General features: G+C 54.2%; 17 protein-coding genes and 5 tRNA genes. All 22 read right to left on the bottom strand.

Annotated features, from left to right (window positions below; genetic code table 11):
• Nucleotides 1-20: 20 nt before the first annotated feature.
• Nucleotides 21-4,097, bottom strand: coding sequence for a DNA-directed RNA polymerase subunit beta (gene rpoB / locus QLQ17_RS15435; protein WP_283210508.1), 4,077 nt, complete (start codon nt 4,095-4,097; stop codon nt 21-23).
• A gap of 244 nt (nt 4,098-4,341) precedes the next feature.
• Entirely contained in the window at nt 4,342-4,719 is a 378-nt protein-coding gene (gene rplL / locus QLQ17_RS15430) for a 50S ribosomal protein L7/L12 (RefSeq protein ID WP_283210507.1), read from the bottom strand.
• A gap of 39 nt (nt 4,720-4,758) precedes the next feature.
• Nucleotides 4,759-5,289, bottom strand: coding sequence for a 50S ribosomal protein L10 (gene rplJ / locus QLQ17_RS15425; RefSeq protein ID WP_283210506.1), 531 nt, complete (start codon nt 5,287-5,289; stop codon nt 4,759-4,761).
• 217 nt (nt 5,290-5,506) lie between these two features.
• Nucleotides 5,507-6,205: a 50S ribosomal protein L1 gene (rplA, locus tag QLQ17_RS15420; RefSeq protein WP_283210505.1), complete on the bottom strand. Its 699-nt coding sequence runs from the start codon at nt 6,203-6,205 to the stop codon at nt 5,507-5,509.
• A gap of 1 nt (nt 6,206) precedes the next feature.
• Complete coding sequence (gene rplK, locus QLQ17_RS15415; protein ID WP_283210504.1) at nt 6,207-6,638, bottom strand: 50S ribosomal protein L11; 432 nt, start codon at nt 6,636-6,638, stop codon at nt 6,207-6,209.
• Nucleotides 6,639-6,775: 137 nt separating this feature from the next.
• Nucleotides 6,776-7,309 (bottom strand): transcription termination/antitermination protein NusG, encoded by a 534-nt coding sequence (gene nusG / locus QLQ17_RS15410; protein WP_283210503.1) that lies wholly within the window; start codon nt 7,307-7,309, stop codon nt 6,776-6,778.
• A 12-nt stretch (nt 7,310-7,321) separates the two neighbouring features.
• Nucleotides 7,322-7,690, bottom strand: a complete 369-nt coding sequence (gene secE, locus QLQ17_RS15405) for a preprotein translocase subunit SecE (protein WP_283210502.1) — start codon at nt 7,688-7,690, stop codon at nt 7,322-7,324.
• A gap of 32 nt (nt 7,691-7,722) precedes the next feature.
• Nucleotides 7,723-7,798: transfer RNA gene (locus QLQ17_RS15400), tRNA-Trp, on the bottom strand.
• 51 nt (nt 7,799-7,849) lie between these two features.
• Nucleotides 7,850-9,046 carry an elongation factor Tu gene (gene tuf, locus QLQ17_RS15395; RefSeq protein ID WP_283210501.1) on the bottom strand — a complete coding sequence of 399 codons (1,197 nt, stop codon included), beginning with the start codon at nt 9,044-9,046 and terminating at the stop codon, nt 7,850-7,852.
• Nucleotides 9,047-9,097: 51 nt separating this feature from the next.
• Nucleotides 9,098-9,173: transfer RNA gene (locus QLQ17_RS15390), tRNA-Thr, on the bottom strand.
• A gap of 16 nt (nt 9,174-9,189) precedes the next feature.
• Nucleotides 9,190-9,264 (bottom strand) — tRNA-Gly (locus tag QLQ17_RS15385).
• 10 nt (nt 9,265-9,274) lie between these two features.
• Nucleotides 9,275-9,358, bottom strand: a tRNA-Tyr gene (locus QLQ17_RS15380).
• A 41-nt stretch (nt 9,359-9,399) separates the two neighbouring features.
• Nucleotides 9,400-9,475: transfer RNA gene (locus tag QLQ17_RS15375), tRNA-Thr, on the bottom strand.
• Between the two features lie 31 nt (nt 9,476-9,506).
• Nucleotides 9,507-10,253: an SPOR domain-containing protein gene (locus tag QLQ17_RS15370; protein ID WP_283210500.1), complete on the bottom strand. Its 747-nt coding sequence runs from the start codon at nt 10,251-10,253 to the stop codon at nt 9,507-9,509.
• Complete coding sequence (locus QLQ17_RS15365) at nt 10,250-10,984, bottom strand: type III pantothenate kinase (protein ID WP_283210499.1); 735 nt, start codon at nt 10,982-10,984, stop codon at nt 10,250-10,252. The genes QLQ17_RS15370 and QLQ17_RS15365 overlap by 4 nt, the downstream gene beginning before the upstream one ends.
• Nucleotides 10,981-11,949: a biotin--[acetyl-CoA-carboxylase] ligase gene (locus tag QLQ17_RS15360; RefSeq protein ID WP_283210498.1), complete on the bottom strand. Its 969-nt coding sequence runs from the start codon at nt 11,947-11,949 to the stop codon at nt 10,981-10,983. The genes QLQ17_RS15365 and QLQ17_RS15360 overlap by 4 nt, the downstream gene beginning before the upstream one ends.
• Nucleotides 11,950-12,054: 105 nt before the next feature.
• Nucleotides 12,055-14,454 (bottom strand): DUF6160 family protein, encoded by a 2,400-nt coding sequence (locus QLQ17_RS15355; RefSeq protein WP_283210497.1) that lies wholly within the window; start codon nt 14,452-14,454, stop codon nt 12,055-12,057.
• A 16-nt stretch (nt 14,455-14,470) separates the two neighbouring features.
• The gene (locus tag QLQ17_RS15350) at nt 14,471-15,019 is read right to left on the bottom strand and encodes a hypothetical protein (protein ID WP_283210496.1); all 549 of its coding nucleotides are present in this window, start codon (nt 15,017-15,019) and stop codon (nt 14,471-14,473) included.
• The gene (locus QLQ17_RS15345) at nt 15,016-16,083 is read right to left on the bottom strand and encodes a hypothetical protein (RefSeq protein ID WP_283210671.1); all 1,068 of its coding nucleotides are present in this window, start codon (nt 16,081-16,083) and stop codon (nt 15,016-15,018) included. The genes QLQ17_RS15350 and QLQ17_RS15345 overlap by 4 nt, the downstream gene beginning before the upstream one ends.
• Before the next feature lie 2 nt (nt 16,084-16,085).
• Nucleotides 16,086-17,282: a hypothetical protein gene (locus tag QLQ17_RS15340; RefSeq protein ID WP_283210495.1), complete on the bottom strand. Its 1,197-nt coding sequence runs from the start codon at nt 17,280-17,282 to the stop codon at nt 16,086-16,088.
• A 195-nt stretch (nt 17,283-17,477) separates the two neighbouring features.
• A complete protein-coding gene (locus QLQ17_RS15335) occupies nt 17,478-18,194 on the bottom strand; it encodes a glycosyltransferase family protein (RefSeq protein ID WP_283210494.1) in 717 nt (238 codons plus the stop codon).
• A gap of 22 nt (nt 18,195-18,216) precedes the next feature.
• A complete protein-coding gene (locus QLQ17_RS15330) occupies nt 18,217-19,395 on the bottom strand; it encodes a capsular polysaccharide export protein, LipB/KpsS family (RefSeq protein WP_283210493.1) in 1,179 nt (392 codons plus the stop codon).
• Nucleotides 19,396-19,586: the final 191 nt, after the last annotated feature.

Here is a 19,586-nt window from a genome sequence, read left to right as displayed (position 1 = left end):
GCTGCCAAAAACAATTCGGCTCACTCGGATTCCAGTTCGATGTCGATACCCAACGAACGGATTTCCTTGACAAGAACATTGAAGGACTCGGGCATGCCCGGCTCCATACGATGGTCACCATCGACAATGTTCTTGTACATCTTGGTCCGACCGTTTACATCATCAGACTTCACAGTGAGCATTTCCTGCAGCGTATACGCTGCACCGTAGGCTTCAAGGGCCCACACTTCCATCTCACCGAAGCGCTGACCACCGAACTGCGCCTTACCACCCAGCGGCTGCTGGGTAACCAGGCTGTACGAACCGGTGGAACGGGCGTGCATTTTGTCATCGATCAGGTGGTTCAGCTTCAGGATGTACATATAGCCAACCGTGACCGGGCGATCGAATTCGTCGCCGGTACGACCGTCGTACAACACCGTCTGACCCGTGGTGCTAAGACCTGCCAACTCAAGCATGTGCTTGACTTCGGCTTCCTTGGCGCCGTCGAAAACCGGCGTTGCCATAGGAACACCTGTGCGCAGGTTATTAGCCAGTGCCAGGATCTCTTTATCACTCAGGGAATCCAGGTCCACCTTGGTGACCTCGTCCGAGTGGTTATAGATCTCGTCCAGCAGCTTGCGCAGTTCAGCGACCTTGCGCTGCTCGTCCAACATCTGACTGATACGCTCACCCAGACCCTTGGCAGCCGCACCCAGGTGCGTCTCGAGAACCTGACCAACGTTCATCCGCGACGGAACACCCAGCGGGTTCAGAACCACATCCACCGTGTTGCCGAACTCGTCGTAAGGCATGTCTTCAATCGGCATCACCGAGGAAATAACACCCTTGTTACCGTGACGGCCCGCCATCTTGTCACCCGGCTGGATGCGACGTTTGATGGCCAGATACACTTTAACGATCTTAAGAACGCCAGGTGCCAGGTCATCGCCCTGCTGAAGCTTGCCCTTCTTGTCGTCGAAACGCGCTTCGTGGTCCTTCTTGCGATCTTCCAGACCCTGCTCGGACTTCTCGAGCAGCTCATTCAGGCTCTCGTCCTTCATGCGCAGCTTGAACCAGTCATCGCGTGGCAGCTCTGACAAGTAAGCCTCGTCTAGCTTGGCGCCTTTCTTCAGGCCCGGGCCACTGATCACTTCCTGACCTTTGAGCGCGTTGGTCAGACGCTCATAAGTGGCGCCTTCAACAATGCGATACTCGTCTTTCAGGTCTTTGCGGTACTCATCCAGCTGCTCTTTCTCGATGGCCTGAGCACGCTGATCTTTTTCGATACCATCACGAGTGAAGACCTGCACGTCAATAACGGTGCCGCGAGTACCGGTTGGCACCCGTGAAGACGTATCCTTCACGTCTGAGGCCTTCTCACCGAAGATTGCCCTCAAGAGCTTCTCCTCCGGCGTCAGTTGGGTCTCACCTTTCGGCGTTACCTTTCCGACCAGGATATCGCCGGCACCCACTTCGGCACCGATGTAAACAATACCGGACTCATCCAGCTTGGACAGCGCGCTTTCACCTACGTTCGGAATGTCCGCGGTAATTTCTTCGCTGCCCAGCTTGGTATCCCGAGCCACACAGGTCAGTTCCTGAATGTGGATGGTGGTCAGGCGATCTTCCTGAACCACTTTCTCGGAGATGAGGATGGAGTCCTCAAAGTTGTAACCGTTCCAGGGCATGAACGCGATGCGCATGTTCTGACCCAGAGCCAGCTCACCCAGATCCACCGAAGGACCATCCGCCAGGACGTCACCACGGGCAACCTGATCGCCTTCGTTCACGATGGAACGCTGGTTGATGCAGGTATTCTGGTTCGAACGGGTGTACTTGGTGAGGTTGTAAATATCCACACCAGCATCACCGGCTTCGGTTTCCGTGTCGTTGACGCGAACCACGATGCGGGCCGCATCCACGCTTTCGATCACACCACCACGACGGGCAGAGACACAGACACCCGAATCCTGAGCCACGGTGCGCTCTACACCCGTGCCTACCAGAGGCACCTGAGAACGCAGAGTCGGCACAGCCTGACGCTGCATGTTTGAGCCCATCAGTGCACGGTTGGCGTCGTCGTGCTCAAGGAACGGAATCAGCGAGGCTGCAACAGACACAACCTGGCGCGGAGACACATCCATGAAGTTGACGTTTTCCGGCGGCGTTACGGTGAACTCGTTCTGGTGACGAACGGTCACCAGCTCATCGGACAGGCGATTCTTATCATCCATCGCCGCGCTCGCCTGGGCGATGATGTAATTGCTCTCTTCAATCGCCGACAGGTAGACCACTTCGTCGGTGACCTTGCCTTCAACGACCTTCCGATACGGGCTCTCGAGGAAACCGTAAGAGTTGGAGCGGGCATAGGTAGCCAGCGAGTTAATCAGACCGATGTTCGGACCTTCCGGCGTCTCGATTGGACACACCCGACCGTAGTGAGTCGGGTGTACGTCACGCACCTCAAAGCCGGCGCGCTCACGAGTCAGGCCACCTGGGCCGAGGGCCGAGATACGACGCTTGTGAGTCACTTCGGACAGCGGGTTGTTCTGATCCATAAACTGGGACAGCTGGCTGGAACCAAAGAACTCTTTGACCGCAGCCGCAACCGGCTTGGCATTGATCAGATCCTGCGGCATCAGGCCTTCGCTTTCAGCAAGGCTCAGACGCTCGCGAACGGCGCGTTCTACTCGCACCAGACCAACACGGAACTGGTTTTCAGCCATCTCACCAACGCAACGTACGCGGCGGTTACCCAGGTTATCGATGTCGTCGACGTTGCCCTGACCGTTACGAATATCGATCAGCGTAGACAGCACATCAATAATGTCGTCGTGAGTCAGAGTACCTTCACCGGTGCTTTCTTCGCGACGCAGGCGGCGGTTGAGCTTCATGCGACCTACAGACGACAGGTCGTAGCGCTCCTCAGAGAAGAACAGGTTATTAAACAGGTTCTCTGCCGACTCCTTGGTGGGCGGCTCGCCCGGACGCATCATGCGATAGATCTCAACCAAAGCCTCGAGCGGGCTGCGGGTCGGATCGATGCGCAGGGTATCGGACATGAACGGACCACAATCCAGATCGTTGGTGTACAGCGTTTCGATATCTGTGACACCGGCATCCAGAATGGTCTTAACAACTTCTTCGGTCAGCTCGGAGTTACACTCAACCAGCACTTCACCAGACTTGGAGTCCACCATGTCTTTGGCCAATACGCGGCCATAGAGGTACTCGGTCGGTACTTCCAGTTCGGTCAAGCCCGCTTTTTCAAGCTGTTTAATATGACGCGCGGTGATCCGGCGACCCTCTTCAACAATCACCTTGCCTTTCTTGTCCTTGATATCGAACGTTGCGATATCGCCACGCAGACGGCTAGGCACCAACTCCAGCTTGCACACTTCTGGGCCAATGCTGAATTTACTGGTGTCGAAGAACATATCCAGCATCTGCTCGGAGGTATAACCCAGAGCACGCAACAGGATAGAGGCCGGCAGCTTACGACGGCGGTCGATACGGACAAACACGGAATCCTTGGCATCGAACTCGAAGTCCAGCCAGGAGCCGCGATAAGGAATCACCCGGGCAGAATAGAGCAGCTTGCCTGATGAGTGCGTTTTACCCTTGTCATGATCAAAGAACACACCTGGAGAGCGGTGGAGCTGGGACACAATAACCCGCTCGGTACCGTTGATAACGAAGGTACCGTTTTCAGTCATCAGGGGCATCTCGCCCATGTAGACTTCCTGCTCTTTAATATCCTTGATCGCCTTGTTGGACGATTCCTTATCGTAAATGATAAGTCTTACTTTCACCCGCAGCGGTGCTGCGTAGGTGACGCCCCTAAGCTGGCATTCCTTGACATCAAATACCGGCTCGCCGATGCGGTAACTCACGTATTCGAGCGCGGCGTTGCCAGAATAACTGACAATCGGGAATACGGATTTGAATGCTGCGTGGAGACCGGTTTCCCGACGATTGTCAGGCTCGGCTTCACTTTGGAGGAAGTCCCGGAATGAATCCAGCTGAATAGACAGCAAATAGGGGACATCCATAACGGACGGCAATTTACTAAAATCTTTGCGAATCCGCTTTTTCTCAGTATAGGAGTAAGTCATCTGCATTCCCCAGCTTTAGACCTGATACCTGGTATCAAGAAGCAACCATTTTTCTGCTTCGGGGCCGAATTGCTCGGCTTACTGCGCTGTCTTTAAAAAAAGACACTGGCCTTGAGTCAAAGCTTTCAGCAACAGTACTTTGAGCTTTCATACAACTTAAGGCACATACAACAGAAAAAGGCCGGTGGCACTGGGCCACCAGCCTACCCGTGCTCAAAGCACGGTTTCGATCAACAACGACCGCTTACTTAAGCTCAACAGAAGCGCCTGCTTCCTCGAGCTTGGTCTTCGCAGCTTCGGCGTCGTCTTTGTTTGCGCCTTCTTTAACAACAGAAGGAGCGCTGTCGACCATTTCCTTAGCTTCTTTCAGACCCAGGCCAGTCAGTTCACGAACGGCCTTGATCACGTTGACCTTCTTCTCACCTGGACCGGTCAGAACAACGTCAAATTCAGTCTGCTCTTCAGCAGCGGCGGCTTCGCCACCAGCAGCGGCAGGAGCAGCAGCAACTGCTGCAGCAGCAGATACGCCAAACTTCTCTTCCATTGCTTCAACCAGCGCAACAACGTCCATTACGCTCATTTCAGCAATTGCGTTCAAAATGTCTTCGTTAGACAGAGCCATGACTTTCTCCCAAAAATATAAAAATGGTGTTCAACAGAATCAAGCAGCTTCTTGCTTCTGGTCTCGAACTGCCGCTACGGCACGGGTCACTTTCGTTGGAACTTCGTTCAGTGTCCGTGCAAGCTTGGTAATCGGTGCCTGTGTGGTTGCGGCCAGCATCGTCAGTGCTTCGTGACGTGTTGGCAGCTTGGCCAGGCGATCGATCTGGTCTGCGCCCATCAGCTCACCGCCGACAGCCAGGCCTTTAATCTCGAACGCTTCTTTCTCTTTGGCAAAATCCTTCAGCAGGCGTGCAGCCGCACCCGGATCTTCCATTGAGAAGGCCAAAATGGTTGGGCCAACCAGAGCTTCGTCAATGCACTCGAACTCGGTACCGCGAATCGCAATCTTCGCCAGGTTGTTACGAACAACCTTCAGAAGTACGTTTTCGGCGCGAGCCTTGGCACGAAGCGCCGTCATATCACCTGAGGTGACACCACGGTAATCAGCCATTACCACAGACAGAGCACCACCGGCAGTCTCGTTGACTTCAGCGACGATCGCCTTCTTGTCTTCGAGTCTAATTGCCACTGGATTTCTCCTCGATTTCGCCGGGCTCATCCCGGCAAACCCATCATTGCCCTTGCGGGCGCCTTAACGGTGTTTGGGTTCAGAGAGAACGTCTTCACACCGTCTGCGCAGGCGTTGCTTTAACCCTTCTGGCCGACCATAAGGTCGACCGCGGGGGCCTGCGGTCTTTGACAGCCTCGGCTTCCGCCTAGACTACAAAGTACTACCGATCAGAGTCTTAAATGCTCAAAGCACTCTGGTCGATAGTAAGACCAGGACCCATCGTCGACGACAGGGTTACCTTCTTGAGGTAAACACCTTTCGAAGAAGACGGCTTGGCCTTTTTCAGGTCTGCAATCAGAGCTTCAACGTTTTCCTTGATGTTCTGAGCAGAAAATTCAACGTTACCCATGGGCGCATGGATAATACCGTTCTTGTCCGTGCGATAACGAACCTGACCGGCTTTCGCATTCTTAACAGCGGTCTCAACGTCCGGAGTCACCGTGCCAACCTTCGGGTTAGGCATCAGACCACGAGGGCCGAGAATCTGGCCCAGCTGACCGACAACACGCATGGCGTCTGGCGTGGCAATGACCACGTCAAAGTCCATGTTGCCTTTCTTAACTTCTTCAGCCAGATCATCCATACCGACCACATCTGCACCAGCAGCGGTGGCTTTCTCGGCATTCGCGCCCTGAGTAAAGACGGCAACGCGAACGGACTTACCAGTACCGTGAGGCAGAACCGTGCTGCTACGCACAACCTGGTCCGATTTACGCGCATCGACACCCAGATTGACCGCTACATCAACGGACTCTTTAAACTTCACGCCTTCGCCCAGCTCAACCAGCAGAGAAACTGCTTCGTCGATGGTATAGGCGCGAGCCTTGTCAATTTTTTCGCGAATAAGCTTTTGACGCTTGCTCAACTTTGCCATGTTACAGGCCCTCCACATTGAGGCCCATGCTGCGGGCAGTTCCAGCGATGGTACGTACGGCGGCATCCATATCAGCGGCCGTCAGATCAGGCTCTTTGGTCTTAACGATCTCTTCGAGCTGATCACGGGTAACAGTACCCACTTTCTCAGTGTTAGGACGACCTGACCCACTCTTGATACCTGCTGCTTTCTTCAGCAGAACCGGCGCAGGCGGAGTCTTGGTGATAAAGGTAAAGCTGCGATCGCTGTATACAGTGATAACAGTCGGAATCGGCAGACCAGGCTCTTGGTCCTGAGTCTCAGCGTTAAACGCCTTGCAGAATTCCATGATGTTCACGCCGCGCTGACCCAGAGCAGGACCAACGGGGGGACTTGGGTTGGCCTTACCGGCAGCAACCTGAAGCTTGATGTACGCTTCGATTTTCTTCGCCATGATTTTCTCCTATGGGTTCAAACGCCTTTCGGCTCCCCGGCTCTTTTTAACTGCGCTCTGCGAAGCAACTCCGCATTGCAGACACAAAAAGCCCGCGTCGCCTGGGCGCGCGAGCTCTCAGAATTATCAGCTGCCGATCAGTCCTTCTCGACCTGCCCGAACTCCAGCTCGACTGGTGTAGAGCGACCGAAAATCAGAACAGCAACTTTGACCCGACTCTTGTCGTAGTCCACTTCTTCCACTACGCCATTGAAATCGGCAAACGGACCTTCGGTAACCCGAACAATCTCGCCTGGCTCAAACAGCGTCTTGGGCTTCGGCTTATCAGCACCACTTTCCACGCGACGAAGAATTGCTTCAGCCTCGCGCTCAGTGATCGGAGCCGGCTTGTCTTTGGTACCACCAATAAAGCCAAGTACACGCGGGGTGTTCTTGACCAGGTGCCAGGTAGCGTCGTCCATTTCCATCTGGACCAGTACGTATCCAGGGTAGAACTTACGCTCGCTTTTACGCTTTTTGCCGTCGCGCATTTCGACAACTTCTTCGGTGGGAACCAGAATCTCACCGAACTTGTCTTCCATGCCATTGAGCGCAACGCGCTCTGCCAGAGTGCGCATTACGTGCTTTTCAAAGCCAGAATACGCATGTACGACGTACCAGCGCTTAGCCATTGCCCACTCCTGTTACCCGATAACTCCGGAGACCAGCCAACTGATCAACGAATCCATACCCCACAAAACCAGAGCCACAAACAAAACAAAAACAACCACAATAAACGTGGTCTGAATCAGCTCTGGCCGGGTGGGCCATACCACTTTCCGGATTTCTACCCTGGCTTCCTTCAGGAGTGCCGCGAACCGACGCCCGCGATCGGTCTGCAAAGCAACCAATGCCGCAAACAGGGCAAGCACCACAAGACCCAGCACCCGATACAATAATGACTCGGCGCTGAAATACTGATTGCCAACGACACCGACGGCAATCAGGAGAAATACGACCAGCCACTTGATTGTATCGAAGCCACTGGTTGAACGATCGGCTTTTGACTCCATAGGAATCAGCTACTGTATCCGGATGTTAAAAATGGCAGGCCAGGAGGGAATCGAACCCCCAACCTGCGGTTTTGGAGACCGCTGCTCTGCCAATTGAGCTACTGGCCTGCACCGAAACAACTCAGTGCACTTACTTCGAGTGTTTGCCCAAAAGAGCAATTACTCGATGATCTTGGAGACCACGCCGGCACCAACGGTACGACCGCCTTCGCGAACCGCGAAGCGCAGGCCATCTTCCATGGCGATCGGGGCGATCAGGGTAACACTCATCTTGACGTTGTCACCCGGCATTACCATTTCCACACCTTCCGGCAGCTCACAGGAACCTGTGACGTCGGTGGTACGGAAGTAGAACTGCGGACGGTAGCCCTTGAAGAACGGCGTATGACGACCACCTTCTTCTTTGCTCAGGACATACACTTCGCACTCGAACTTGGTGTGCGGAGTGATGGAACCTGGAACCGCCAGAACCTGACCACGCTCTACGTCGTCACGCTTGGTGCCACGCAGCAGCGCACCAATGTTCTCACCTGCACGACCTTCGTCCAGCAGCTTGCGGAACATCTCAACACCAGTACAGGTCGTCTTCACGGTGTCCTTCAGACCAACGATCTCAACTTCGTCGCCTGTCTTCAGTACGCCACGCTCTACACGACCGGTCACTACAGTACCGCGACCAGAGATAGAGAATACGTCCTCGATCGGCATCAGGAACGGCTGATCAATCGCACGCTCAGGATCCGGGATGTATTCGTCCAGGGCTTCTACCAGCTTCTTAACAGCCGTAGTACCCATCTCGTTGTCGTCCTTACCTTCCAGCGCCATCAGCGCAGAACCGGTAACGATCGGCGTGTCGTCGCCTGGGAAGTCGTACTGGCTCAGCAGATCACGAACTTCCATCTCAACCAGCTCAAGCAGCTCTTCATCGTCAACCATGTCCGCTTTGTTCAGGAACACAACGATGAAAGGAACGCCTACCTGACGGGACAGCAGGATGTGCTCACGAGTCTGCGGCATGGGGCCGTCAGCTGCGGAGCAAACCAGAATCGCGCCGTCCATCTGCGCCGCACCAGTGATCATGTTCTTCACATAGTCAGCGTGGCCCGGGCAGTCTACGTGTGCGTAGTGACGTGCCGGTGAATCGTACTCAACGTGAGAGGTCGCGATGGTGATACCACGCGCCTTCTCTTCCGGTGCGTTATCGATCGAGTCGAATGCACTCGCAGAACCCGTTCCCCATACCTCGTGACATACACGAGTCAGGGCAGCTGTCAGCGTGGTCTTACCATGGTCTACGTGACCAATGGTGCCCACGTTTACGTGCGGTTTACTACGCTCAAATTTTTCTTTAGACATTCGACCTATCTCCCTAATCAACCTGACCGTAACGTTGACCGGACAAAATGATGGAGCTCATGACCGGAATTGAACCGGTGACCTCATCCTTACCAAGGATGTGCTCTACCGACTGAGCTACATGAGCGTTTCACACTTCAAATTGGAGCGGGCAGCGGGAATCGAACCCGCGTCATCAGCTTGGAAGGCTGAGGTAATAGCCACTATACGATGCCCGCGAGCAATAAGTGGTGGAGGGGGCAGGATTCGAACCTGCGAAGCTTTCGCGTCAGATTTACAGTCTGATCCCTTTGGCCACTCGGGAACCCCTCCCGTACAGGCTCGCCCAAGGCGAACCCGTTAAAACTAAAAAGTGGAGCTGGCGGACGGAATCGAACCCCCGACCTGCTGATTACAAGTCAGCTGCTCTACCAACTGAGCTACGCCAGCCCACATTCGCCTCTTCAGCGAGGGCGGTATACTACGGATTTTCAGGAGTTGTTGCAATACCTTCACAACCGCTGATTTCGACCATTTCGAAATCGTCCCGGTAATCCCTGACTCGCCCTTCTCCGGTGCCTTGGTCGGCATTCCGGGCCACCTCAAAAACGAGGGCGTAGCTTAGCTGATTACGGGGGAAGTTTGCCAGTACAGCATTGAGATTCTGGCGTTTTTTTGCCTTCAGGACCCGCTCAGCCGCGTCGCGGGACTGGAACAGGCCCAACGAGATCGCATTGGTATTCTCTCCGCGGGTCACCAGGTACGAATCTATGCCCCGACGCTGCAGCTCGTTGAACAGGGACAACGCTTTGTCTTCCGGCTGCGGAGGAATAATCACCCAATGTAGAGGCTCAAGGGCGCGCTCCTCTTCAGAGACTGACTTTAAAGCCCCGGGGCGACCGAGAGACTGATAAATATCGCGAGCCTTTTCTGCCGTTTCGAACCAACCCAGCTTGACGCAGACTCGAGTTACCGGAGGCGGTTCAGGCACGGGTTCCGGCTCTGGCGCGGCGACTGAAGAAACCGTCATTGAGGATTGCGCGGGCTGATTCTCTGTGGGCGCAGGATCCGAACCCTCATCTTGATGCTCTGAATCTACTTTCAACGTTGCCACTCTGGGCAAGGTTTTTTCAGCGGCGACGATCTTCACGTGCGCCGGCTCCCAGTAATCGATGCCAAACCAGACCAGGGCGTTCAAAACAAGCAGCCCCCAACCAACCCACTTCATTGGCCAGAAGCCCCAGCATCGACTACTGCCAGGCCTTCGAGCACCAAGTCCGGCTCGTATTCAGCCGGTAAGCCAGCAGCCATCAGGGCCTGACCATCACCGCCTGTGCAATAGACCTGACTGAGACCGAATTCCCGACAATCCGAGATTACCTGGCCAATCACCCCCTGCCACAACCAGACCAGACCATGCTGAACGCACTCCGTGGTCGATTTGCCTGGCAAGTTTGCATCCGCATCCAGCGATTCGAAATTGATTCTTGCGGCATCCTGCTGCAGGGATCGAAGCATCATATGTTTTCCCGGCAGTATGTACCCGCCATGGTGATGCCCATTATCGGAAACGTAGTCCACCGTGATCGCGCTCCCGGCATCGATTACTGCGAAGCCACCAGGCTTGCGACTCCAGCCACCTACCATAACGTGCCAGCGATCTGCCCCCATCCTGTGAACTTCGGAATAGGAATTGTGCAGGCCCTCGCGCTCTTCTTCTGACCAATAGAAATGAACGTCCGATATTGCAAGATCAGCCAGGGCGCTCACAAGCTCGAGGCGCTTGGCCTCCGAAACCACGGTTGATACCGCAACATGCTGGATGTGTCGTGCATAAGCCGCAATTTCACCAAGCCACCCTGACTCATTCAGCAAATGAGCACCTCGGGCGACGATCCGATCCCCTTCTCTCAACTGCCATTTAAGGCGGGTATTCCCTGCGTCTATCAGCAACCTCATGAGTTTGCTCGCAAGCTGATTTCTCCGGCGCGAACCTTCTCTTGGTAGCCATCCACCTCAATCAGGTAGTTGCCCTGCTCGTCAACACCACCACCTTTGCCCCGCAGCTCGCCGGCCGCGGTTTTAAGCGATCTGTCTCTAAAAATATCCCGAGCCTGCCATTGCTCCCGGAACTCGACGAAACCCTTATCAGCAAACACGTCGGCGGCCCCCAAAACCCCGGCAATGATCGAAGATGCCAGCCGATTCCTGGCCCACTCATTGTCCGGCATTGCCCGGGCCAGGCTCGTCCAGGCCTGACCCACACCCTCACCACGGGTCATGTGCACGTTGACACCGATGCCTGCCACCACCTGCACAACGCCCTCCTCAAGTTCGCCCTGAAGCTCCACCAGAATGCCGGCAAGCTTGGCGTCAGCCAGAAAGAGATCGTTGGGCCATTTCAATCCGATGTCTTTGGCGCCCTCCTTTTCGAGCGCCTCTGCCACCGCAAGCCCCAGCACCAGGCTCAGACCATCCAGCATTGAGAAGCCACCTCGAAAGGTAAGACCCAGGCTTAAATACAGATTCTCGCCCCGGGGGCTTTGCCATTGACGCCCCCGGCGACCGCGACCTGCTGTCTGATGATCGGCGAGGCAAACCGGCACAGCAGCACCATTGTCAGAGCCACGTTGCCTTATAATTTCTGCGTTGGTCGAATCCAGTTCGTCAAAGACCTTGAGAGAAACCGATGACCGTATATCTGGCGGGAGATGACCGAGTATTTCTGTGGCGTCCAGCAAATCCACCGGCGTTTTCAGCCGGTAGCCTTTGCCGCGAATGGTTTCGATGGAAAAGCCCTCATCCTCGGCACGCTTTATCTGCTTCCAGACGGCCGTACGGCTGACGCCAAGTCGCGCAGCAAGAGACTCGCCGGAGTGTATCTGGCCATCTGACAGAAGGCCGAGTAAAGCTCTGGATTTCATTCTGCAGCGCCCGGTAAATAGATCAGTATCAGGGCGCGATTAAACACCAGGACGCCGCAAAAAACAAAGTTCGTCGGCCAGAGCTCAAGTTTGTGCAAGTGAACATCAGGGAATGGGTGTGGCCGTGAGGTTGGCCTTGATGTCCACGTTTTGCATCTTCACCCCATACACTGCCGTTTGGGCACCCCCGACCGGGTGAACCAGGTCAATGTTACCGATCGACAGCTCCTTGAATCGCGACCGAGCCTGCACGGCAAAGCCCAGGGGGCGATCCTTCAGCTGGGTTTCGGAAGGAGAAGATACGTAGCGATAACCCGCAGCCGCTGACGCATCCATGATTTTTTCGTCTCCGCGAGAGCCAACGACACCCTGGGCATCTGGCCCATCCGATTTTTTCACAACCCGCGTCTGATACACATCAACAGACAGTTCCGTTTGTATACCGAAGGTGTTGTCGTCCACGCCATCGCCGTCAAAATCGCCGCCATCACTGGTGTATATATCGTTCAGAACCAATTGTGTGCCGGTTCCATTGACTGACGCGCCGCCACTGGTGCGTCGATTGGTTTCCCAGGTAAAGGCATTCTTGCGCCTTTCACTCACCGCCTTGGCGAAAATCTGTTTGAGCGCAATCGTGACACCTTCGTCACCACGCTCTTCCCAGACGCCGCCGGAACCGCTACAGGCCGCGGGATCAGACCCCATGCCACCGGCGCATACCGCACCGGCGCCTCCGGGCTTAATGGTCATACTGCTGCCGGTTTCGTATTTTTGCAGTACAAAGCGCCCAAAGCTCTTCCCGGATTGTTTGTCGCCCACCCGCAGATTGCCCACATCCATGGTACTCCAAGCCTCTCCTTTGATAATGGCCAGCCCGTCCTCGGTCACATCCACCGTCATATCACGAACATGGGCGTCATAATCCAGCTCGCTGATCCACAGCCCTTTTTGGGCCTGCTCCCCATTGCCCTCGTCATAGGGGCCAGCGATGATTGCCGCCTTGCCGTTCCGAATGCGGATGTCAGAATTAATGGTGAGACCCTCCCCTTCTGCACCGCCCGGACCCAGAGTGACATGCCCATCAAGGTCAAACTCGTAGGACGGATAGAAGCCCAACGCTAACAGCAACTCTGTGCCACCCTGCAAAGGTGCATCCTCGTCGCCAACACGCAGGCCGTTAATCCGATAACCGGCTTTCAGATCCTCAAAACCAATCCGCAAACCATCAAAAAACTCGGTACCGTTGATCACCTCGTCACGGGTCACATTCACCGTCACGTCACCGCGACCCCACGACTGAAATCCGCTGAAAATGACCCGGTTACCGTCCTCGGTATACGCCAGGTCGGCATCGCGAAGACTCCATTCCGCAGCTAACCGGAGCCCCTGAGGACCGGCATCGGCGTGACCACCCCCTTGCAGATAAAGGGCATTGGAATAGGCCTGGCCGTTGTAAACGTGATCTTCAAAGACAAAATCCAGATTGACCTGACCAATACTGTCACCATCACTGCCCATCTCGATGCCACCAATGGCCAGATCCCCTTCAAGCGAGCCAAGGGTGAGCCCCAGTGCTTGACGACCTTGCCAATCCTGAGTGACATCCACTCTCAGGTCGTTGAAGCGATAGCCTCCCGTTATATCTCGAAATCTAAGAGAATTGCCGTCGTCCGAGTAGATGAAGTTCGCGGAGTTAATCACGGTGTCGTTGTCCAGACGGAAGCCTTCCGTGCCGTCGCGACCACCACCCACGATATTCAGCTGCGTGCTCAGATCGTAATCGCCACTCAGGCTGCCATAACTCGGCAACAGACGACCGGAATCGACATCCACGGAGTTACCGTGATTCGATGGATTGTTGCTGTACCGAATAGCCCCCACTTCGTAGGAACCGGTTAGCCGGGGCACCTTGAACTCAAGCCCGCCTCCAACCTCATCCAGCGTGATCCCCAGCGCTTCCACCGACATCGTGATATCGTCCAGGAAAACTTCGTTGCCGTTGGTTCTGTACCCCAGGCGGCCGTTTGTCACTTCAAAGGCCGTATCAAACGTGGTGCCGGCCGAGCTGATCGCTCCACCCGAACTTATCCGAAGATACCCGTCCAGCGAATGATCAAAGAACATTCCGCCCATGCCGCGCCCGGCGACGCCATCGAGCGTCACGTTCTGAAACTCGATCCGACGGTTATCGACCAGAAAATCAAGATTGAGGGATGCATCGTCCTCGACATCGATCTTGATTACGTGGCCAGCGGCCCCTTGGGCAGCATCGGCGGTACCGATGCGGAAATCTTCCAGGTGTATACCATTGCCATCCTCAAAATAGGACAACTGCTTTGCACCCACTTCCAGATCCAGGTCGATGGTGATGCCACTCTGGCCGCTGATTCCGGCCAGATCAGCATCATCCAATTGCTGTAGATCGGCATACACCGGCATGACAGCCCAGACACCACTCACCAGAGTGACGATAGAGCCCGAGATAAACCGCCATCTGAATCCCATCATCATTGCCGCACCTTCATGGGTTTCCCGTTGGGAAGACCAGCATATTGCCTTCCATGATTACATCGCCCTGCATCTGGACCGAAAAAATGTCCGTCTGCTGGAACCCCGGTGCCGTTGGTCGCGCCTGGTTGCTGGCCGCTATTTTGAACCGGACATCGTTGTACCGAACGACATTTGGGAGGCCGACCTCCAGCACATCCCCATTGAATTCCTCACCGTCACCACCGAACCCGGAATCCACGGAACGAACTCGAAGCGTCAGCCCTTCAAAAGCAAAATTGCCGCGAATCTCGTCCAGCACCATCCAGCCACCACCCTCTTTCAACTGATTGGCAAATCGGGCACCGCACTTTTTCGAGCCATCGTCACAGCGGCCAAAATAGCTGTTATCGATAGGACCGCCTTCCTCGTTGATGCTGATGTCGCCAGAAAGATATATCCCGCCCTGACCTGACACATCCGACAAATCCTCATCACTCAATCGATCCAGTTCAGCACTGACCGGGGCCGCTATAAATGCAGCCAAACCTAAAGCCATAAAAGTTGGTTTGATCCATCTCATTTCGCCAGATCCTTCGTTTTAATCTTCAGGTGCTGTATCAACATCCCCTGAACCCTCGCAGAGCCGAAGTCACGGTCACCGACCGAGAAATTGCCGATGCGCAGATTGCTTCTGTATTCCGGATTGGAGTAGTAGTCGTTATAGAAGTCCCAGGTCGCCGCGTTACTGCTTCCACGCAAACCGTCTGCGCCGATAGAACCGGGGGATGGGCGGTCAATCGCCGCGACCTCTACGACGAAGTTCCCGCCGCCATCGACATCAAAGAAAACCGGTTGTAGCTGGTTACCAATGGCCAGCTCCAACGCAAAATCCGTCATGGTGATCCTCGACCCACAGGAGGATCCATCCTGAGAGCAGGCATTCACGGACAGTTCGGGCGTGTAAAAATTAAGCTTGAACTGACCCACCATCTGACGACGATCGTTATCACCCCAGAGTCGAAGATAACTGCCGTCAATCACCGCACTCTGAGCGTGAATATTGATGTTGGCTGATCGATCATTGCCCACAGCGATGTTCATCTGCATCCCGACGTCTGGCCTCTCGCCAATGTAGGATTCGGTGGCCGGACGGCTCGCGCAGGGCCCGCTGCCCGCCGTGGCCGAGGCGCTCATACAGTCAAAACCCAGCGTGGGATCAATCAGGGAAGGGGCGGCAAACTCCAGCACCGCCTTGTTGGGCACCCCGATGTCGTTACCGTCCACCACATCGATGCTGTATGGATTCACCAACCTGCCAAGGTTTACCGGGCTCAAGGATTGCCCGTATTGGCTGCCAGAGCCAGAGATGTAGAGATGATTGACAACGATTTCCACGTCCCGGCCATCGGTACTCTTGATGCCACCAATCTTGAAAATCCGGGCCTGGTTACCATTGGCATCAGGCGCATCCGTGCCATGGGAGAATTTGAAATCTTCAAGCACGATACCTAGCCCGGCACCGGAGATTCCTGACAGTTCTTCCTCAGTAAGGTCCTGAAGCTCTGCCAAGACAGAAAAGGAAAGTGCCCACCCGAGAAAAACAGGGAGGGCAATAGCGATCAACCTTTGCGAGCTAGCCAGCATACTCAAAACAGCCCCCGCCCCCGATCGATGTACTCCGTTCTATAGCGCTCCGTACCGTATAACGCTTCATTGAGGTTCACTTCGGTGGCACCGTTCGGGATATTGAAGAAGGCACCGGAGGTGGCGCGAATAAAGTCTTCCGCCGTAGGGTTGGTCTTTTTGACATCTTCCAGCCAGTCAATGTCTTTGGTCTGGAATGAAATAAACGCACCGTCCGCAGGACCGGTAATTCGGCGCTCGCCGTTGACTTCTCCCACTTGGCCAACCGGGAAACTGTTGTAGATATCCAGGTCAAAACAGGAATCAATACCCAGCACCAGACAGTCCTGGGCGTAAACGTAGATATCGCCACTACCACAGCTGAAAAAAGAGCAATCAGGGACTTCTATGCGAGAGCTGGACCCAAAGCCAATCAGGTTGGCCACCGACCAACGGGTAAACCCACCAGCATCTTCCAGTACAAACCTTTCGCCGTTCGGTACGCCAATATGTTCTGCTCGAATCGGATCCAGTTCACCGATGTTGGGATCACCCTCCTCGCCGTAGACCAACTGAGCCTTGGTCTGCAGGGGGCTACCGCCTTCCAGTAACGGCGTCAGCAACACAATGATGCGGTCAAAAAAGTTGCCATTGGAATCGGCCTCGCGCAGCCCTTCACCGCGATCGATGATGTCGACGTTGACGTTACCCGTGAGCGTCTCGATTTTTCCGGAGAGCATACCCATCGACTCGCCGAATCCGAGCCGGAAACCAACGACCTCCTGAGTATCTTCATCGTAAGCAAATTCGAAGAAAGGGTTGTCGATGAAGAACGGGACGATTTCGTTTTCTGCGTAGCTGCTTCCGTCGGCCTTTCTCTGGCGTGGGGCTTTGGAATTGCGGTCAAAATAGGCGCGATTATTAATATAGCCCAGCGCGAAGTCCTCAATTAGCACATCGGACGTTCCGGCCTTTTCACCGTCACGCTCGTAACGCCCCATTTCGAGAACGTCCACATTGGTCTGGATTTCCATATCCATACCCAGATTCACGCGGGTATAAGAGGTGCTATCTGCTTCGTCAGGATGGTACTGGCGATCAACCGACACAAAAGCCTGGCCGGTGACTTCCGAAAGGGCAGCGTCAGAGATCGGCTGAAGGTCAGCGAAGGCAGGGGTAACGAATGACATCATCACCAGCGAAAGCCATTTGTTTTTCATAGACACATCTCACCATCAATCGCCGCTTCAAAAAGCGGGATTATTGTTATTTTCCAACGAGTGTCTCTGAATACAATTTTCTTACGCTGGCTTTCTTATGGTTTTTGGCCAGTTCGTGTACAAAGAGTAACCATTTTTACACGATGTCACTGTGAGCGGCGTCATAGATTTTAAACAAGCGGCTCTCAGAATGGTTTACCGCCAGTATTCCACGATCCAACGGGCGGGCTTGAAATAGCGATACCATTTCCCAGATTTTCCTTCTAAAGCGGCATCCGGGTTTGGGTTACCGTGAAATATCACGATTCTTGCTGCAGGAGGTGGCTCTGGCGCCTGATACAGGTTTTTCGGAAATCGGGGAATGCAGTTAGCCTTGAAACTCGGACACCAGCTATCTGGCCAATAATCGAGGCGCCCTTGGTCATTAATCCAGGCAGATAAGAACGCCTGCTCATTGCGAAACCGACGCCGGATCGAGTCGTGCTCCTGGTTGAATTGTTCGATGATGTCGTGATGTTGTCCTGACTCAAATCGAAATACGGAAGAATTACCGATACTTCCGTCCAAATTCCAATCCTTGATAATCAGGAAGTCGCCATCGATAGAAAAAAAATCGTCGATGTTCTTCAAGATGACCACATCAAGATCCAAGAAGAGAACTCGCCCTTTCACGCCGTAACGGGAGACGGCGAAGGCCAGCAATTTTTTCCAGCCGCGTTCCGGACCATCAATCGCAACCAAGCCATCAGGAATAGGTTGCACCTCAACGCCAGGGTCGATACCAAGACTATCATCCGTTAGACACACGAACCGATATTCGACTGACAGGTTCCTTCGAACCATCGAGGCCAGACGATTTACGTACTCAGGCCCATATTTTGCGCCCCATTTCATGCAGAGAACGGTATTCACTGACGGCCACTCCTTATCCATCTCAGCCTACGTTGGCCCGTCTGAGAATGGCACTATATTGGTCTGAACGTAGCAGGCGCGACCAGATGTGTTGAAAGTGTTGTGGTGGCAAATCGTCGGAATAGTGCCAATCACCGGGTATAGAATACACTTCAGAAAGAAACTGAAGATAGGCGCCCGCTTTCGGCTTCTGCATTGGATCCTGAAACAACTCTTTTAGAGCCTGCATTAATTGCTCTTTATTCTGCGCCACAGAACATACCTCAGGACGACTGTACACTGAAGGTGCCAGCACACACACCGGCAAACCACGCTCTAACGCTTTCAGCCCAACTGTTGAGTTGATGGTAATCACCAGGTCGACCATTTCTAACTGGTCTTCCAGTGAGGTTTCATCATCGACGGAAACACCGCGCCGATCGGGCACTTCCACCTTGGCTTTGCCCCAGGGGTGATGGCGCACAATCACCTCAAAGCGCCTGGCGTTGCCTACGACGCCTTCCATGCAATCTGCAACGAGATGGACCAAATCTTGAGAAGTGCTGACCCAATCCGAGTTAGACACAAGCTGTGTGTCCGACTCTATCTGAAGCGGTACAAGCACCTTGATTTTCGTGTTGCTCGCTTCCTTCGATTTGGCTATTGGGCGGTCTTCCCCATCCGTAATTAGCGACAAAGGAATTTTGACAACTGATGAACAGGCGTTTACGCCTCTCGGGTCCAAGGTCGTAGTGTTGGCAAAATGCCCATTTTCGAAATACCAGACCGGTATATTTAGATAGTCGGCTGCAGACACGACAGTTGAATAGGGTGGCTTCTGCCCATTCCAAACAACGACGGTGTTGGCGTCGCGAGACCGGATCAAATCGACCAAGGAAAAGAATCGAAGCTTCTCCCATAGATATAGCGACTTACGATACCAGCGCGACAAAAGCCCCGAAGAAAATAGAGAGGGGTAGTTTATCTCCTGACGCCGCAACTGGATTTTGACTTTTTGGCCAAGGGAGTCACTGACCGATCGCGGAGCCTTTACGAACAAGCGCCTTAATGAGTAAAGGCTGACATAACCAGGCTCGACAAACGCACTGTAGCCTTCAGGGGCGAAACGTTTGATATTTGAATAGTATCGTTGACGGCTCGAGGAGAGAGAGACAAAAAGAATGTTCATGAAACCATTGTGAGGGAATACTCCTCCATCCAAAGTAGATCGCCTTTTAATCGCCGGCTCAATCTTAGCGTATCAAGGACGAAAGCCAATCACATTTTTTGCCATCCAATAAAAAACCCCAGCACTTGAGGTGCTGGGGTTTGGGTATTAGGAGCCTGACGATGACCTACTCTCACATGGGCAGAAGCCACACTACCATCGGCGCTGGTCTGTTTCACTGCTGA

Origin of the sequence: Marinobacter sp. CHS3-4 (assembly GCF_030053415.1) — a bacterium.
Classification (GTDB): Bacteria; Pseudomonadota; Gammaproteobacteria; order Pseudomonadales; family Oleiphilaceae; genus Marinobacter.
This window is presented reverse-complemented; position numbering and strand designations above follow the sequence as displayed.

Excerpts from the sequence above, each read along its gene's own strand:
- rpoB (WP_283210508.1), bottom strand. The coding sequence starts at position 4,097 with ATGACTTACTCCTATACTGAGAAAAAGCGGATTCGCAAAGATTTTAGT.
- rplL (WP_283210507.1), bottom strand. The coding sequence starts at position 4,719 with ATGGCTCTGTCTAACGAAGACATTTTGAACGCAATTGCTGAAATGAGC.
- rplA (WP_283210505.1), bottom strand. The coding sequence starts at position 6,205 with ATGGCAAAGTTGAGCAAGCGTCAAAAGCTTATTCGCGAAAAAATTGAC.
- rplK (WP_283210504.1), bottom strand. The coding sequence starts at position 6,638 with ATGGCGAAGAAAATCGAAGCGTACATCAAGCTTCAGGTTGCTGCCGGT.
- nusG (WP_283210503.1), bottom strand. The coding sequence starts at position 7,309 with ATGGCTAAGCGCTGGTACGTCGTACATGCGTATTCTGGCTTTGAAAAG.
- secE (WP_283210502.1), bottom strand. The coding sequence starts at position 7,690 with ATGGAGTCAAAAGCCGATCGTTCAACCAGTGGCTTCGATACAATCAAG.
- tuf (WP_283210501.1), bottom strand. The coding sequence starts at position 9,046 with ATGTCTAAAGAAAAATTTGAGCGTAGTAAACCGCACGTAAACGTGGGC.
- QLQ17_RS15370 (WP_283210500.1), bottom strand. The coding sequence starts at position 10,253 with ATGAAGTGGGTTGGTTGGGGGCTGCTTGTTTTGAACGCCCTGGTCTGG.
- QLQ17_RS15365 (WP_283210499.1), bottom strand. The coding sequence starts at position 10,984 with ATGAGGTTGCTGATAGACGCAGGGAATACCCGCCTTAAATGGCAGTTG.
- QLQ17_RS15360 (WP_283210498.1), bottom strand. The coding sequence starts at position 11,949 with ATGAAATCCAGAGCTTTACTCGGCCTTCTGTCAGATGGCCAGATACAC.
- QLQ17_RS15355 (WP_283210497.1), bottom strand. The coding sequence starts at position 14,454 with ATGGGATTCAGATGGCGGTTTATCTCGGGCTCTATCGTCACTCTGGTG.
- QLQ17_RS15350 (WP_283210496.1), bottom strand. The coding sequence starts at position 15,019 with ATGAGATGGATCAAACCAACTTTTATGGCTTTAGGTTTGGCTGCATTT.
- QLQ17_RS15345 (WP_283210671.1), bottom strand. The coding sequence starts at position 16,083 with ATGCTGGCTAGCTCGCAAAGGTTGATCGCTATTGCCCTCCCTGTTTTT.
- QLQ17_RS15340 (WP_283210495.1), bottom strand. The coding sequence starts at position 17,282 with ATGAAAAACAAATGGCTTTCGCTGGTGATGATGTCATTCGTTACCCCT.